14 protein-coding genes and 1 pseudogene are annotated in these 15,843 nt (G+C 74.1%); 3 read left to right on the top strand and 12 right to left on the bottom strand.

The window, feature by feature from the left end; all coding sequences use genetic code 11:
- The first annotated feature begins 81 nt into the window (after positions 1-81).
- Positions 82-1,077: a polysaccharide deacetylase family protein gene (locus tag ACWGKU_RS00290; protein WP_452178131.1), complete on the top strand. Its 996-nt coding sequence runs from the start codon at positions 82-84 to the stop codon at positions 1,075-1,077.
- A 41-nt stretch (positions 1,078-1,118) separates the two neighbouring features.
- Positions 1,119-1,568, top strand: coding sequence for a hypothetical protein (locus ACWGKU_RS00285; protein WP_359897480.1), 450 nt, complete (start codon positions 1,119-1,121; stop codon positions 1,566-1,568).
- Positions 1,569-1,639: 71 nt separating this feature from the next.
- On the opposite strand, the gene ACWGKU_RS00280 is transcribed toward ACWGKU_RS00285, so the two are convergent.
- The 4 genes from ACWGKU_RS00280 to def all read right to left on the bottom strand — a co-directional run bounded on the left by ACWGKU_RS00280 (position 1,640) and on the right by def (position 6,011).
- Positions 1,640-2,644, bottom strand: a complete 1,005-nt coding sequence (locus ACWGKU_RS00280) for a MerR family transcriptional regulator (RefSeq protein WP_452178130.1) — start codon at positions 2,642-2,644, stop codon at positions 1,640-1,642.
- Positions 2,645-2,855: 211 nt separating this feature from the next.
- The gene (locus ACWGKU_RS00275) at positions 2,856-4,289 is read right to left on the bottom strand and encodes an RsmB/NOP family class I SAM-dependent RNA methyltransferase (RefSeq protein WP_452178348.1); all 1,434 of its coding nucleotides are present in this window, start codon (positions 4,287-4,289) and stop codon (positions 2,856-2,858) included.
- A gap of 113 nt (positions 4,290-4,402) precedes the next feature.
- On the bottom strand, positions 4,403-5,341 hold the full coding sequence (gene fmt, locus ACWGKU_RS00270; RefSeq protein WP_401053234.1) for a methionyl-tRNA formyltransferase: 939 nt from the start codon (positions 5,339-5,341) through the stop codon (positions 4,403-4,405).
- Between the two features lie 124 nt (positions 5,342-5,465).
- Complete coding sequence (gene def / locus ACWGKU_RS00265; RefSeq protein ID WP_359897412.1) at positions 5,466-6,011, bottom strand: peptide deformylase; 546 nt, start codon at positions 6,009-6,011, stop codon at positions 5,466-5,468.
- 254 nt (positions 6,012-6,265) lie between these two features.
- Here def and ACWGKU_RS00260 point away from each other — a divergent pair.
- Positions 6,266-6,610: pseudogene (locus ACWGKU_RS00260) on the top strand (hypothetical protein); the annotation flags it as partial.
- Between the two features lie 564 nt (positions 6,611-7,174).
- Here ACWGKU_RS00260 and ACWGKU_RS00255 read toward each other — a convergent pair.
- The 8 genes from ACWGKU_RS00255 to ACWGKU_RS00220 all read right to left on the bottom strand — a co-directional run bounded on the left by ACWGKU_RS00255 (position 7,175) and on the right by ACWGKU_RS00220 (position 15,770).
- Positions 7,175-9,259 carry a primosomal protein N' gene (locus tag ACWGKU_RS00255; protein ID WP_452178347.1) on the bottom strand — a complete coding sequence of 695 codons (2,085 nt, stop codon included), beginning with the start codon at positions 9,257-9,259 and terminating at the stop codon, positions 7,175-7,177.
- 148 nt (positions 9,260-9,407) lie between these two features.
- On the bottom strand, positions 9,408-10,616 hold the full coding sequence (gene metK / locus ACWGKU_RS00250) for a methionine adenosyltransferase (protein WP_359897416.1): 1,209 nt from the start codon (positions 10,614-10,616) through the stop codon (positions 9,408-9,410).
- 152 nt (positions 10,617-10,768) lie between these two features.
- Positions 10,769-11,998: a bifunctional phosphopantothenoylcysteine decarboxylase/phosphopantothenate--cysteine ligase CoaBC gene (gene coaBC / locus ACWGKU_RS00245; protein WP_452178346.1), complete on the bottom strand. Its 1,230-nt coding sequence runs from the start codon at positions 11,996-11,998 to the stop codon at positions 10,769-10,771.
- 216 nt (positions 11,999-12,214) lie between these two features.
- Positions 12,215-12,481, bottom strand: a complete 267-nt coding sequence (gene rpoZ, locus ACWGKU_RS00240) for a DNA-directed RNA polymerase subunit omega (protein ID WP_030240625.1) — start codon at positions 12,479-12,481, stop codon at positions 12,215-12,217.
- 37 nt (positions 12,482-12,518) lie between these two features.
- Positions 12,519-13,076, bottom strand: a complete 558-nt coding sequence (gene gmk / locus ACWGKU_RS00235; RefSeq protein ID WP_359897418.1) for a guanylate kinase — start codon at positions 13,074-13,076, stop codon at positions 12,519-12,521.
- A 48-nt stretch (positions 13,077-13,124) separates the two neighbouring features.
- Positions 13,125-13,451 (bottom strand): integration host factor, actinobacterial type, encoded by a 327-nt coding sequence (gene mihF, locus ACWGKU_RS00230; protein ID WP_030056187.1) that lies wholly within the window; start codon positions 13,449-13,451, stop codon positions 13,125-13,127.
- 349 nt (positions 13,452-13,800) lie between these two features.
- Positions 13,801-14,634 carry an orotidine-5'-phosphate decarboxylase gene (gene pyrF / locus ACWGKU_RS00225; RefSeq protein WP_380453397.1) on the bottom strand — a complete coding sequence of 278 codons (834 nt, stop codon included), beginning with the start codon at positions 14,632-14,634 and terminating at the stop codon, positions 13,801-13,803.
- Positions 14,635-14,666: 32 nt separating this feature from the next.
- Positions 14,667-15,770, bottom strand: a complete 1,104-nt coding sequence (locus ACWGKU_RS00220) for a quinone-dependent dihydroorotate dehydrogenase (RefSeq protein WP_359897420.1) — start codon at positions 15,768-15,770, stop codon at positions 14,667-14,669.
- Between the last annotated feature and the right edge of the window lie 73 nt (positions 15,771-15,843).

The following is a 15,843-nucleotide window of genomic DNA, read 5'->3' as shown; positions in this document are numbered from 1 at the left end:
CCCGCCGGACGCCCACCCCGCCCGACCTCGTCGCCCGGAAACCCCGCGCATCCACCCCCACCGCCGGGACAGACTGCGTCCATGCCCGCAGCCGACGCCACGCCCGCACCCCCGCCCTCACCCACACCCCCCACCGCCAACCACCTCCTCGGCCACCCGCCCGACGCCCGCCTCCTGCTGCTCAACTGCGACGACCTCGGCCTGGACGAGTCCGTCAACCTCGCCGTGGTCGACGCCGTCCGGAACGGCATCGCCGCCTCCTGCAGCCTGATGACGCCCTGCGCCGCCGCGCCGCACGCGCTCCGGCTGCTGCGCCGGCACCCTGAGGTCCCCTTCGGCGTCCATCTCACGCTGGTCTGCGAGTCCGCGGACCATCGCTGGGGTCCGCTCGCCGCCCGGGACCGGGTGCCCTCCCTCCTCGACGCCTCCGGAGGGTTCTTCGCCCCCACCCCCGCCGGACGCGCCGCACTGCTCGCCCGGGCCCGACTCGACGACGTCGAGCGCGAGTTCCGTGCCCAGATCGACGCGGTCGCGGCGGCCGGCCTCGCCCCGACCCACCTCGACTTCCACTGCCTGGCCGACGGCGGCCGCGAGGACGTCCTCGACCTCACCCTCGCCCTCGGCGCCGAGTACGGCCTGGCGGTCCGGGTCTGGCTGCCGCCCGCACTCGCCCGGCTGCGCGCGCAGGGCCTGCCGGTGGTGGACCACGGCTTCCTCGACAGCTTCACCGTCCCCCTGGAGGACAAGCCCGCCCACTACGCCCGCCTGCTCGCCGCACTCCCCCCGGGCCTCACCGAGTGGGCCCTGCACCCCAGCACGGCCGGCCCGAGGACGGACGCGAAGGCAGACTCGAACCGCCACGGCCCGAACCGCCACGGTCCGAACCGCCACGCCCCGGACGACGGTTGGCGCGTCCGGCGCACCGACCACGCGTTCCTCGTCTCCCCCGAGGCCCGCCGGCTGCTCACCGAGCTCGGCATCACCGTCCTCGGCTACCGCACGCTCCAGGAGGCCTGGCAGCGGGCCCGAGGACGGCTCACGGCCGAGGCCCCCGGGCCGCCCGGTGTGCCACGATGAGGAGGTACGAACGATCCAGCGCCACAGGGAGGTTGACCGCCGTGGACCCGATCATCAGCTGCCGCTGGCAGGACCCGAACGGCGAGTGGGCCCTGACCGTCGGCCACAACGGCGACGACTGGGAACTGCTCGCCTCCGCCCCCGCCTGGTCGGAGTCGATCCCCTTCTCGAACCCGGACGAGGTCCGCCGGCTCGCCCAGGCGCTGCTGGACCTGCCCGCCGACCCCGAGCCGTACGAGTTCGAATGGCAGCTCTCCCGCGCCGGTTCGGCCCCGGCCGAGGGCAAGCAGCAGCCGCACTTCGCGACCTTCGCCGTCGGCCTCGACCCCACCGACGACCACCGCCCCTACCTCGCCTACCAGTCCTACTACGACCTGGGCCGGGCGACCGGAATCGGCCTGGAGGTGATCTGCGAGGACCCGCCGGTCGACCACCTCCGCGCCCAGGCCCACGCCTTCCTCACCACCTTCCCCGGCCCCGCCCGCCGATAGCCCCACCCCGCCCTCCGGCACCCCCAGCCGCATCCGCACCCCCGTCACGCGCCCCCGACCCCCGCACCGGCTCACGCCACGGCGCGCACCGCCCAGTTCACCTCGGCCGCCCAACTCTCCGGTGCAACCCATCCGTTGACCACCGCCAGCAGCTCCAGGTACCGCTCCCGCCGCGGATCGGCCATCGCCCCCAGCCGCTCCGCCAAACGGTCACGCAGCGCCCCGGCCTCTCCCGGCACCGCCCCCGCGCACCACCGCCCGTACCGCTCCACCAACTCCGCGACGACGGCCGCCGCCTCCACCGACTCCGGCTCCACCCCGGCCTCGACCGCCGGTCCGGCCAACTCCCTTACTGCCACGGCCAGTCCGGGCCTCGGCACATGCGCAGCGGTCCGCACCGCCCCGGCCGCCCCCTCCGCCTCGGCCGCCTCGGCCGCTTCGGCCTCGGCGAGCCCGCGCAGCAGCGCCCGGAACCCGGTGTCCCCCGCCAGCCGCGCCAACTCCACCCAGGCCTCGACCTGTTCGACCGACGGTTCCTCCGGCAGCTCCGGCGTCAACGAGCGCGCCACGGCGGCGAACCGCCCGCCGTTCCCGATCCCACCGCCCCCCGTCCCGCCGCCCCCCGTCCCACCGTCCCCGATCCTGCCGAACACCCCCGCCAGGAACTCCCCGATCAGGTGTCCCCGTTCGTCCTCCGTGAGCCGGGCCAACTGGTGCACGAGCGTCAACTCCTCAGGCGTCGAGCCGAGCCTGGCCACCGTCCCGAGCACGGCCCGCCGCAGTCGCAGCACCCGGATCTGGACGTCGATCGCCTCCGCCTGCGCGGCGGCGACATCGGCCGGTGTCAGTTCGCGCTCCACCACCCGCCGGATCGCGGGCAGTCCGAGCCCGAGCTCCCGCAGGGTGCGGACCAGTTCCAGGCGGGCGACGGCGTCGGCACCGTACCGCCGGTGGCCGGCCGGGTTGCGGTCGGCCGGCGGCACGATCCCCTGGTTCGAGTAGAAGCGGACGGTCTTGACCGTCAGCCCCGTCCGTCGGGCCAGCTCACCGATGGTGTACGTCGTGTCGCCGTTCATGGCACCACCCTGCTACCTCCCCCCACGGGAGGTGCAAGCCCCCTCACCCGCGAGGCCCGCGAGGCCCCCGGGACCCCTGGGGTCCGTCGGGCCCGCGATGGAAACCGACGCCTGACACGGTGTCAACCCGCCCCGGGCCGACGGCGGATCCCCGACGGAACGAGCCGCCGGTGTCGCCTCCCCGCCGGGGGGAGGCGACACCGGAAGGGCCTCAGGCGGTGCGGCGCAGCAGCGCCAGGTACATCGCGTCGGTCCCGTGCAGGTGCGGCCACAGCTGCACGTCCGGCCCGTCGCCGAGCGCCGGGACGCCGGGCAGCAGCGGGCGCGCGTCGATCCACTCGACCCGGCCGTCCTCGGCCCGCAGCACGTCGTCCACGACCGCGCGGGTCTCCGCGAGGTGCGGCGAGCAGGTCGCGTAGCCGACCACGCCGCCGACCCGGGTGGCATCGATCGCCGAGCGCAGCAGGTCCCGCTGGAGCGGGCCGAAGGCCGCGACGTCGGCCGGCCGGCGCCGCCAGCGCGCCTCCGGGCGGCGGCGCAGCGCGCCGAGGCCGGAGCACGGCACGTCGACCAGCACCCGGTCGAAGCCGCCGGACCGCCAGGCCGGGCGCGTCCCGTCGGCCGCGATCACGGTGTACGGGCCGGGGTTGCCGGCCAGCGCCCGCGCCACCAGCCGGGCCCGGTGCGGCTGCTTCTCGCTCGCGACCAGGGCCGCGCCCCGCTCGGCGGCGAGCGCGCCGAGCAGCGCGGCCTTGCCGCCGGGGCCGGCGCAGCCGTCCAGCCAGAGCCGGTCCGGCCCCTCCAGCGGCGCCGCCGCCAGCGCCAGTGCGACCAGCTGGCTGCCTTCGTCCTGAACGCCCGCCCGGTTCTCCTGCACCGCCGCGATCGATCCCGGGTCGCCGCCCTCGGCGAGCCGCAGCGCGAACGGGGACCAGCGGCCCGGCTCGGCCTCCGGCAGCGCCTCGGCGAGCTCGCCGACGGTGGCCCGGCCGGGGCGGGCGACCAGGGTGACCTCGGGCCGCTCGTTGTCGGCCCGCAGCAGCTCCTCCATCGCGGTGCGCCCGGAGGCGTCCGGCTGCCAGCGGCCGAGCGAGTCCCAGAGCGCGGAGACGACCCAGCGCGGGTGCGAGTGGACGACGGCCAGGTGGTCCTCGGCGTCCTTGTCGTACGGCGGGGCGACCTTCTCGATCCAGGCGTCCAGGTCGTGGGCGCTGATCCGGCGGAGCACGGCGTTGACGAACTTGGCCTTGCCGTCGCCGAGCACCACCCGGGCCAGTTCGACGGTCGCCGAGACGGCCGCGTGGCTGGGGATGCGGGTGGTGAGCAGCTGGTGCGCGCCGAGCGAGAGCACGTCCAGCACCGGCGGGTCGACCTTGCCGAGCGGCCGGTCGATGCAGGCGGCGATGATCGCGTCGTAGGTGCCCTGCAGGCGCAGGGTGCCGTAGACCAGCTCGGTGGCGAGGGCGGCGTCGCGCCGGTCCATGCCCTTCTGCTCGGCCTCGCGGAGCAGTGAGGGCAGGATCAGGTTGGCGTACGCGTCCCGCTCGTCGACGGCGCGCAGGGCGCGGAACGCGACGATCCGGGCCGGGTCCTTCTTCGGGCGGCGGTGCGGGCGGGGGGCGCGGTTGGTGCTGGGGGTGGTCACAGGTGCCTCAAGGTGCTGCGGTGGTTATCGACGAACTCGGACGAACGACAGATTTGAACGAACAAGGGCGATCTCAATCGATCTCAAACGAACAGTAGCGCCAAACCGGAGCGTCAGCCCCCGAGGCGCTCCCCCTCCTCCAGCCGCGCGCCCCGGGCCCAGTCGGCGGCCCGCATCTCCTTCTTCCCCTGCGGACGCACCTCCCCCAGCTCCACGTCGTGGCTGCCGGTGCCGACCCGGACGCTGTTCTTGCCCGCCATCGCGACCTCGCCCGGCGCCAGCTCGGCGGAGTCCGGCAGCAGCCGGACCGGCCCGGTGACCTTCAGCCGCTCGCCCCGGAACTCCGTCCAGGCGCCCGGCGCCGGCGCGCAGCCGCGCACGACCCGGTCGATCCGCAGCGCGGGGTGGCTCCAGTCGATCCGCGCGTCCTCGACGGTGATCTTCGGCGCGAGCGTGACGCCCTCGGCCGGCTGCGGCACGGCGTGCAGGGAGCCGTCCTCGATGCCGTCCATGGTGGCCGCGAGCAGCCGCGCGCCGGAGTGCGAGAGCCGGGTGAGCAGCTCACCGCTGGTGTCGGCCGGGCGGATCTCCTCGGTGATCACGCCGTAGACCGGGCCGGAGTCCAGGCCCTGCTCGATCAGGAAGGTGGACGCGCCGGTGACCTCGTCGCCGGCCAGCACCGCGTGCTGGACCGGGGCCGCGCCGCGCCAGGCGGGCAGCAGCGAGAAGTGCAGGTTGACCCAGCCGTACGTGGGGATCTCCAGCGTGCCGGGGCGCAGCAGGGCGCCGTAGGCGACCACCGGGCAGCAGTCGGGCGCGAGTTCGGTGAGCCGGGCGACGAAGTCCGGGTCGCTCGGCTTCACCGGCTTGAGGACCTCGATCCCGGCCTCCTCGGCGCGCTGGGCGACGGGGCTGGCGACCAGCTTGCGCCCGCGCCCGGCCGGAGCGTCCGGGCGGGTGACCACCGCGACGACCTCGTGCCGGTCCGAGGCGAGCAGGGCGTCCAGGGCGGGAACGGCGACCTCGGGGGTGCCGGCGAAGACGAGACGCATCAAGGGCCTTTCTGCAAAAAGAAGTTCGAGAAGCCGGCGGAACCCGACCGGAGTCGGCGAGGAGCCGGCGGAAGTCGGTCGAGCCCGGCCGACGTCAGCGGAGATCAGCCGGAACGGGCGGAAGTCAGCGGGCGGAACCGAAGGTGCTGTGCGGCGAGACCTTGACCACCGGAGCCGACCCACCGTCCCAGTCCGCCTCCCGGATCGCCTTCAGCGCGGCCTTGCGCTGCTCGCGGTCGAGCCGGTCGATGAAGATGATGCCGTCCAGGTGGTCGGTCTCGTGCTGGATGCACCGGGCGAGCAGCTGAGTACCCTCCAAGGTCACCGGATCGCCGTACATGTTGAAGCCCCTGGCCACCACGCCGTACGCGCGCTTGGTGTCGTAGCGCAGGCCGGGCAGCGACAGGCAGCCCTCAGGACCGTCCTGCTCCTCCTCGCTCAGCGACAGGTCCGGGTTGATCAGGTGCCCGGTGACGCCGTCCACGTGGTACGTGAACACCCGCAGGGAGACGCCGAGTTGGGGCGCGGCGAGGCCGGCCCCGGGAGCGTCCAGCATGGTGTCGGTGAGGTCGTGGACCAGCTTGCGCAGTTCCTTGTCGAAGGTGGTCACCGGCTTCGCGGTGGACCGCAGAACGGGGTCTCCGAAGAGACGGATCGGCTGGATCGCCACGGGGTACGGGCTCCTGTCCGTAGGGGCGCGGGCTGCGGTCGGCCGCTGGTTCACCCGCCAGTCTATGCAACCCGTACGGCCGTCCGCCGGGGGCTTCCCCGGGGCCCGGATCGGCGGCCGGCACGGCCCGACTGTGCCCAGCCGCGTTACCCCGGCCCCCGCTTCGGCGTTGGTCAAGAGAGATTGACCGGGCCGGGCGCACGGGACACCGCGTGCCGGCCGAGCCGAACCGTACGGAAGGTGGCACGTAGGCCATGGCCGAGCAGATCAACCACGACGCACGGGCGCGGGCGAGCCTGCACCTGCTGGTGCGGGACATCGAGCGGGTGAGGCGGCAGGTCGACGCGCTGCGGACGCTCACCGCTCAACTGGGCAACGTCTACCGTCCGCGCCGACCGAGCACCTCGGCCGGCTTCGTGGTGTACGGGCGGGCGCCGGCGCCGACCGTGCGCCTGGCGCAGGAACTGCGGGAAAGCGTGGAGACCCTGGTGGCGGCGGCGGTCGAGTTCGACCGGGCGCTGGGCTTCTCCTGGGACTCGGTGGGCTCCGCCCTCGGGGTCACCAAGCAGGCCGTGCACCGGCGCTATGGCATGCGCCGCCCGACCAGCGAGCTCCTCGCCGCGAGCGGTGGCGTCCCGGGCCAGAGCCGCCCGGACCGCGTCGACGAGCTGCCCGCGGCCGTCGAGCGCACCGGTCTGGCCACGACCGTCCCGGCGGCCCGCCAGGGCGGCCTGGACCGCAGCAGCCTGGACCGCGGCGCCCTGGAGCGCAGCACGATGGACCGCACCACGATGGACCGCACCGCGATCGAGCGGGCGGCGATCGACCGGGCGACGATGGACCGCACCGCGATCGACCGCGGCCCGATGGAGCGCACCCCCGTCGACCGCGGCACGCCCGACCGCGGCACCCCCGCCGACCGCCCCCAGGCGGACCGACCCGGCATCCCGCTGCGCGGCTGACCGAGCCGCCGCAGCCGGGCCGTCCGGGGCGGGGTGGCCCACTCACCCCGCCCCACCCGCCCACCGGGCCCGAAGACCGCCGGACCACCACCCCCGACCCCGACCAAGCCCCCCGACCCGGACCCCGACCAAGGCCAAAGCCCCCCGACCCCGACCAAGGCCCCCGACCAGACCCCCGAGCAGCGCCCCGGCCGACGCCGCTCAGCCGATGTCCGTCGGATCCACCCGCACCCGCACCGGCTCCGCCGTCCGCAGCGCGATCCGCGCGATCTGCGCCGCCTTGAGCGCCGCCGCCAGCGCTGCCCCCTGCCCGGGCGGCACCCGCAGCAGCGCGCGTTCCTGCTCCTCCCCCCGCAGCGCCGGTACCGGCACCGGCCCGAGCACGTCCGCCCCCTCGGGCAGCCGGATCAGGTTCAGCAGGTCCGTCACCGCCGAGGGGGTCCCGCTCACCGAGGCCATCCGGGAGACCGGCGGGAAGTGCAGCTGGGCCCGTTCGTCCCGCTCCAGCCCGGCGTGCCCCAGCGGGTCCCAGCGCACCAGCGCCTGTACCGGACGGGCCGAGGGCTCGGCCACCACGACCACCGTCCCGCCGTCCGTCGAGGGCCGCACCAGCGCGGCCGCCGCGAGCCAGAGCCGCAGCGTCTCCTCCCCCGCCCGCAGGTCCGGCCGGCCGAGCAGCGCCCAGCCGTCCAGCAGCAGCGCGGCCCCGTACCCGTCGCTGCCCTCCACGACCGGCTCCGCACCGGGCGTGGAGATCACCAGTGAGGGCTCGTCGGGCACGGTGGTGAGCACCGCCTCCCGGCCCGAGGTCCGCACCGGGAGGCGCGGGAACGCCTTGCCGAGTTCCTCCGCCGTCCGCCGGGCCCCGACCACCTGGGCCCGCAACCGGAAGGACCCGCACTCGGGGCAGTGCCAGTCGTTCTCCGCCTCCCCGCACCAGCCGCAGCACAGCGGGGCGTCCGCCGAGGGCGCCTCCAGCGGCCCTTCGCAGCGCCGGCAGCGCGCGGGGGTCCGGCAGCGCCCGCAGGCCAGCCGGGGCACGTAGCCGCGCCGGGGCACCTGGATGAGCACCGGGTGCCCGGCGGCCAGCGACTCCCGGGCGGCCTCCCAGGCCACCGAGGGCAGCCGGGCGGCCTGGGCGGCGGCGTCCCGGTGCTGGTCCTGGTCGGTGACGGTCCGCACCCGGGGCGCGACCTGCCGCACCGTCTCCCGGTCCGCGACCAGCGGGCGCGCCCAGCCGGTGCTGACCAGTTGGGCGCCCTCCACCGTCACCGCGTGCCCGCCGAGCAGCACCGCCGCGCCCTCCTCGGCGGCGCGCAGCAGCGCCACCTCGCGCACGTGCGGGTGCGGGGCGCGCGGGTCGCTGTGGCTGCCGTCCCCGTCCGACCAGACGACGACCAGCCCGAGGTCCCGGACCGGCGCGAACATGGTGGCCCTGGTCCCGATCACCGCGTGCACCGAGCCGCGGCTCACCGCGAGCCAGCGCTTGTAGCGCTCGCGCGGGCCGAGGTCGGCCTCCAGCGCGACGTGCATCCCGGGGCCGAGCAGTTCGGTCAGGGCCTGGTCGACCCGGGCCACCGAGCGCCCCTCCGGGAGCACGACCAGCGCGCCGCGGCCGCCGGCGAGGGTCGCGGCCACCGCCCGGGCGATCTCGTACGGCCAGCCGGGGCCGGGCAGCGCCGCCCAGACCGCGCGCGGCGCGCCGCCCCCGGCGAGCGCGGCGAGGAAGTCGGGCCCGGCCGGGTAGCGCTGCCAGCCGCCGGGGGCCGGGGCGGCCGGGCGCGGCAGCGGCGGCGGCGAGGGCTCGGCCTCGGCCTTGGCGTGCCGGGGCGGGACGGCAAGCTGGAGCACGTCGGCCAGTGTCCCGGCGTACCGGTCGGCGACGGTCCGGCACAGCCGCAGCAGCTGCGGGGTGAGCACCGGCTCGGGCGAGAGCACCTGGGCCAGCGGGGCGAGCGGTCCGGCGAAGTCGCTCTTCTCCAGCCGGGCGACGATGAACCCGTCGTGCAGTTCCCCGCCCTCGCGCTGGCCCTTCACCACCCGTGCCCCGAACCGCACCCGCACCCGTACGCCGGGCTGGGCCTCCTCGGCCATGGCGGCCGGCACCTCGTAGTCGAAGAGCTTGTCGATGGTGAGCACGCCCTTGTCCACCACGACCCGGGCCACCGGCAGGTGCTCGGCCCGCTTGGCTCCGTGCCAGGTGCGCGGCTTGGCCCGCTTGACCGTCTCCCGGATGAACGCCAGCTGCTCCGGCTCGGCGGCCCCGTTCTCCCCTGTGCTGCTCATCGCCACCAAGTACTACCAGGTCACACCGACAATGCACGAAGCGGCGCCCACCCCCGTTCGGGGGCGGGCGCCGCTTCGGGCGCTACGGACGCACGGGCCGCGGGCGCGCGCCACTGACGACGAGCCGGGGGCGCGGGCGCCGCGGACGTCAGTCCTGGACGGCGGCCTTCAGCTGCTCCACCCGGTCGGTGCGCTCCCAGGTGAACTCCGGCAGCTCACGGCCGAAGTGGCCGTACGCCGCGGTCTGCGAGTAGATCGGGCGCAGCAGGTCCAGGTCGCGGATGATCGCGGCCGGACGCAGGTCGAAGACCTCGGAGACGGCCTTCTGGATGGTGAGGACCGGCACGGTCTCGGTGCCGAAGGTCTCCACGAACAGGCCGACCGGCTCGGCCTTGCCGATCGCGTACGCGACCTGCACCTCGGCGCGGCGGGCGAGGCCGGCGGCGACGATGTTCTTCGCCACCCAGCGCATCGCGTACGCGGCCGAGCGGTCCACCTTGGACGGGTCCTTGCCGGAGAAGGCGCCGCCGCCGTGGCGGGCCATGCCGCCGTAGGTGTCGATGATGATCTTGCGGCCGGTGAGGCCGGCGTCGCCCATCGGGCCGCCGATCTCGAAGCGGCCGGTCGGGTTGACCAGCAGGCGGTAGCCCTCGGTGGTCAGCTTGATGCCCTGCTCGGCCAGCGCCTTCAGCTCCGGCTCGACCACGAACTCGCGGATGTCCGGGGTGAGCAGCGACTCCAGGTCGATGTCGCTGGCGTGCTGGGTGGAGACGACGACGGTGTCCAGGCGGACGGCCTTGTCGCCGTCGTACTCGATGGTGACCTGGGTCTTGCCGTCGGGGCGCAGGTAGGGGATGGTCCCGTTCTTGCGCACCTCGGTCAGGCGGCGGGAGAGGCGGTGCGCCAGGGTGATCGGCAGCGGCATGAGCTCGGGCGTCTCGTCGGACGCGTAGCCGAACATCAGGCCCTGGTCACCGGCGCCCTGCTTGTCCAGGTCGTCCTCGTCGCCCTCGACACGGGCCTCGTACGCGGTGTCGACGCCCTGCGCGATGTCGGGCGACTGGGCACCGATGGACACCGAGACGCCGCAGGAGGCGCCGTCGAAGCCCTTCTTGGAGCTGTCGTAGCCGATCTCCAGGATCTTGTCCCGGACGAGCTGGGCAATCGGCGCGTACGCCTTGGTGGTCACCTCGCCGGCCACGTGCACCTGGCCGGTGGTGATGAGCGTCTCCACGGCGACCCGGGACGTCGGGTCCTCCCGCAGGAGAGCGTCAAGGATGGTGTCGCTGATCTGGTCAGCGATCTTGTCGGGGTGTCCCTCGGTGACGGACTCCGAGGTGAACAGGCGGCGAGACACAGCGCTCCCTGGGGTTGCAGCGGCTGCTGACTGAAGTTCCCCGGGGCGACCCGGGGAACTCCGGAAAGACTTGATTCCTGGAGTCTAACGGTCTGGTTCCGCCGAACGTCACCCGCTTCAGGAATTCTCGACCGCCGCGCGAGCGGTTCTGATCAGTTGCCGCCCGTTTCCAGCCGCTTTGCGACCAGATCCCAGACCACGTCCGCGAGCGCCTCCTTCGGGCCCACCGGAACGGCCGTCTCACTGCCGTCCGAGCCCAGCACCACGGCCTCGTTGACGTCGGTGCCGAAGGCCTTGCCGTTGCCCACCTCGTTCACCACGAGCAGGTCACAACCCTTGCGGGCGAGCTTGGCCCGACCGTTGGCGAGCACGTCGTCGGTCTCCGCCGCGAAACCCACCACGAGTTGACCCGGACGGGGCCGGTGGGCCGACAGTTCGGCCAGGATGTCCGGATTGCGGACCAGGGCGACGGGCGCCGGCTCGACGCCCTCGACCTTCTTGATCTTGCCGGTCGCGTACTCGGCGGGCCGGAAGTCCGCCACCGCCGCGGCCATCACCACGGCGTCCGCGTCCTGGACCGCCTTCAGCGCCGCCTCGCGCAGCCCCAGCGCGGTCGACACGTGCACCACGTCCACCCCGGCCGGGTCCGGCAGCTCGGCGTTGGCCGAGAGCAACGTCACCCGGGCCCCGCGCGCCGCGGCCGTCACGGCGAGCGCGTAGCCCTGCTTGCCGGAGGACCGGTTGCCCAGGTAGCGCACCGGGTCCAGCGGCTCGCGGGTGCCGCCGGCCGAGACCACCACGTGCCGGCCCGCCAGGTCGGTCGGCACCGCCCCGCCGCGGCGCAGCACGGCCCGGCAGGCGTCGAAGATCGCCGACGGCTCGGGCAGCCGGCCCTTCCCGGTGTCCTTGCCGGTCAGCCGCCCGACGGCCGGCTCCAGCACGATCACGCCCCGGCGGCGCAGCGTGGCCACGTTGTCCCGGGTGGCCGGGTGCTCCCACATCTCGGTGTGCATGGCGGGCGCCACCACGACCGGACAGCGGGCGGTGAGCAGGGTGTTGGTGAGCAGGTCGTCGGCGAGGCCGTGGGCGGCCTTGGCGATCAGGTCGGCGGTGGCCGGGGCGACCACCACCAGGTCGGCCTGCTGCCCGATCCGCACGTGCGGCACCTCGTGCACGCGCTCCCAGGTCTCGGTGGCGGCCGGGCGGCCGGACAGCGCCGCCCAGGTCGCCTCGCCGACGAAGTGCAGCGCGGCGGAGGTCGGCACGACGGTGACCTGGTGACCGGACTCGGTGAAGCGGCGCAGCAGCTCGCACGCCTTGTACGCGGCGATCCCGCCGCTCACGCCGAGGACCACGCGGGGGGCGTCCGCACTCAGGGTCATCTACCGGCCTTTCTCCGCCTCGGGAACGCATCGGGAACGCGTCGCGGCCGTGCCGCGAACGCGCCCACCCTACGGCCCCCCGGCCGGCCCCCGCACCGCGCCCTGCCCTCCGGCGAGCGCCGAAGGGCCGTCGGGGAACACCCGAGGGCCGCCGGGAACGCCGAAGGGCCCGGCGGAAACGATTCCGCCGGGCCCTTCCGAAACTCTGCGACTGCCTCAGGCAGCCTCGATCGCCTCGGCGGTCAGCATGCCCGCGTTGATCTCGCGCAGCGCGATCGACAGCGGCTTCTCGTGCACGTGGGTGTCGACCAGCGGGCCGACGTACTCCAGCAGGCCCTCGCCGAGCTGGGAGTAGTACGCGTTGATCTGGCGCGCGCGCTTGGCGGCGTAGATCACGAGGCTGTACTTGGAGTCGGTGGCCTCGAGCAGCTCGTCGATCGGCGGGTTGATGATGCCCTCGGGCGCGGTCATGGAAGAGGACACGCTAAAACCTTCCGAAAGGGTGGAAAAGACAGACAGGTCAGGCTACACCGAGCAAGGCTAGCAGTTCGGCCGCTACCTGCTCGACCGAGGTGTTGACAAGGGTCGTGTCGAACTCGGGCTCGGCCGCGAGCTCGACCTTGGCCGCCTCCAGCCGCTTCTCGATCACGTCCTGCGGCTCGGTGCCCCGGCCGGTCAGCCGGCGGACCAGCTCGTCCCAGCTCGGCGGAGCCAGGAAGACCAGCTGCGCCTCGGGCATCGACTCGCGCACCTGCCGGGCGCCCTGGAGGTCGATCTCCAGGAGCACCGGCTCGCCGCGCTCCAGCTTCTCCTGCACGGCCGCGCGCGGGGTGCCGTAACGGTTCCCGGCGAACTCGGCCCACTCCAGCAACTCGCCGTTGGCGACCAGCTTGTCGAACTCGTCGTTGTCGACGAAGTGGTACTGGACCCCGTTCTTCTCGCCCGGCCTCGGGCGCCGGGTCGTCGCCGACACCGAGAGCCAGACCTCGGGGTGCATCTTCCTCATATGAGCGACGACCGTGCTCTTGCCGACCCCCGAAGGGCCGGAGAGCACGGTCAGCCGCGGACGCTCACTCATGCACCGATTATCCCGGATCGCGGGGGATCCTGGGACCACGGGGCACGGTCAGGCGGCGCCACCGCCGAACTCCCGCTCCAGGGAAGCGATCTGGTTCGTACCGAGGCCGCGGACACGCCGGCTCTCGCTGATGCCGAGGCGCTCCATGATCTGCTTGGCACGGACCTTGCCGACGCCCGGAAGGGACTCCAGCAGGGCCGAGACCTTCATCTTGCCGATGACGTCGTTGTCGGCCTTTCCGGCCTTGATCACCTCGTGCAGGGAGGCGCCGGAGTGCTTGAGCCGGTTCTTGACCTCGGCGCGCTCCCGGCGAGCCTCGGCGGCCTTGGCGAGCGCGGCGGTGCGCTGTTCAGGGGTAAGGGGCGGAAGGGCCACGCCGTTCACCTCAGGGTGTGGATGGATGGATTGAGCTAGGACTGGTTCGGTACCGAGGACACCGTCCGCAAGGGGAACCACAAGGCCCTGACCTGCGGGAGCCACGGAAATAGCGGCTCGCCGATGACCTATCGCCGGACACTACCCGGATTGCGGCGCCACGTCAGGAAAAGAACACGAAAAGTCCTGGTCAGCCAAGGCCGACCAGGACTTTCCAGGGCAAAATGACCGCGATTGCGAGACTTTGGCGGTGCCGATGTGACGGCGCTCACGTCGGTTCGGCGGCCACCGCGCGGTCCTGCGGACACTCCGCAGGGTCACCGCGCGGCTACCTGAAGGACGGGTTCCGCTACTTGACGGCGTCCGCGAACTCGCCGACGAAGCGCTCCGCCGCCTCCCGCAGCGCCGGCACCGAGGGGCCGTGCTTGAGCACGTCCCGGCTGACGCTCGGCACCACGTTGATCACCGAGGCGCCGAACACCCGCGGCAGGTCGGCCATGGTCGCGCCCTGGGCGCCGATCCCGGGGGCCAGCAGCGGGCCGTTGATGGCCAGTTCCACGCCCGCGTCGGCCAGCGTCGCGCCGACCACCGCGCCGAAGGAGCCGAGCGGCGCGGCGCCCTCGTTCTCGGCCGCCAGCTGACGCAGCACCGAGGCCGCGACCGGCTCGCCGTCCGCGCCCACCGCGCGCTGCACCTCGGCGCCCTCCGGGTTGGAGGTGAGCGCCAGCGCGAACACGCCGCAGCCCTGCTCCCGGGCCAGGTCCAGGGCCGGGCGCAGCGAGCCGAAGCCCAGGTACGGGCTGACCGTCACCGCGTCCGAGAACAGCGGGCTGCCCGGCGACAGGAAGGCCTCGGCGTACGCGGCCATGGTGGAGCCGATGTCACCGCGCTTGGCGTCCATCAGGACCAGCGCGCCGGCCGCCCGGGCCTCCTCCACGGTCTTCTCCAGCACCGCGACGCCCTTGCTGCCGAAGCGCTCGAAGAAGGCCGCCTGCGGCTTGAGCACGGCCACCCGGTCGGCCAGCGCCTCGACCACGGTGCGGCTGAAGGTCTCCAGCCCGGCGAGGTCGTCGCCGAGCCCCCAGGCGGCGAGCAGGGAGGCGTGCGGGTCGATGCCGACGCAGAGCTGGCCGCGGGTGTCGAGGGCCTGGCGCAGCCGGGCGCCGAACGGGGCGAGGGTCATGTCGTCTCTTTCCGGAGGGGTGGGGAGGGGGTTCAGGAGCTGCGCACGGCGCTGCCGACGGCGTCGGCCAGGCTGCGGAAGCCGCCCGCGCGGACCTTGGCGGACAGGCCCTTGTGGATCCGCCGGCACCAGAACGGGCCCTCGTAGATGAAGGCGCTGTAGCCCTGGACCAGGTCGGCGCCGTGGACGATCCGCTGCCAGGCGTCCTCGGCGGTCTCGATGCCGCCGACCGAGACCAGGGTCAGCCGGCCCTCGGTGCGGGCGCGCAGCCGCTGGAGCACCTCCAGGGCACGGGCCTTGAGCGGGGCGCCGGACAGGCCGCCCATGCCGATCTCCGCGACCCGCCCGGCGTCGGTGCGCAGGCCCTCGCGGCCGATCGTGGTGTTGGTGGCGATGATGCCGTCCAGGCCCAGCTCCAGGGCGAGGTCGGCGACCGCGTCGACGTCCTCGTCGGCCAGGTCGGGGGCGATCTTGACCAGCAGCGGCACGCGGTGGGCGGTGCTGCGGTCGGCGGCCTCGCGGACGGCGGCGAGCAGCGGCCGCAGGTGGTCCACGGCCTGGAGGTTGCGCAGCCCGGGGGTGTTCGGCGAGCTGACGTTGACCACCAGGTAGTCGGCGTACTTGGCCAGCCGCTCGGTGGACTTCACGTAGTCGGCGACGGCGTCGGCCTCCTCGACCACCTTGGTCTTGCCGATGTTGACGCCGATCACCGGGGTGGAGCTGGTGTGCGGGCGGGCGGCCAGCCGGGCCGCGACCCGGGCCGAGCCCTGGTTGTTGAAGCCCATCCGGTTGATCAGCGCGCGGTCCTCGACCAGGCGGAACAGCCGGGGCGCCGGGTTGCCGGGCTGGGGCTCGCCGGTGACGGTGCCGATCTCGACGTAGTCGAAGCCGAGCATCGACAGGCCGTCGATGCCGACGCCGTTCTTGTCGAAGCCGGCCGCCAGACCGAACGGGCCGGGCAGGTCGAGGCCGAGGGCGCGGGTGCGCAGGGCCCGGTCGCGCGGGGCGAGCACCAGCCGCACCAGGGTGCGCAGGCCGGGCACCGAGGAGCCGAGGCGGATCCAGAAGAAGGCGAGGTGGTGGGCCTTCTCGGGGTCCATCTTCTTGAAGACCAGGTCGAACAGAAGCTTGTACAAGGGTGGTTCAACTCCCGGAGCGGAGAGAGCAGATGGGCGCGGGCGCCGCCCGTCGGAGGAAGGGTGGCGGTGG

Source organism: Kitasatospora sp. NPDC054768 (assembly GCF_053612025.1).
This window is presented reverse-complemented; position numbering and strand designations above follow the sequence as displayed.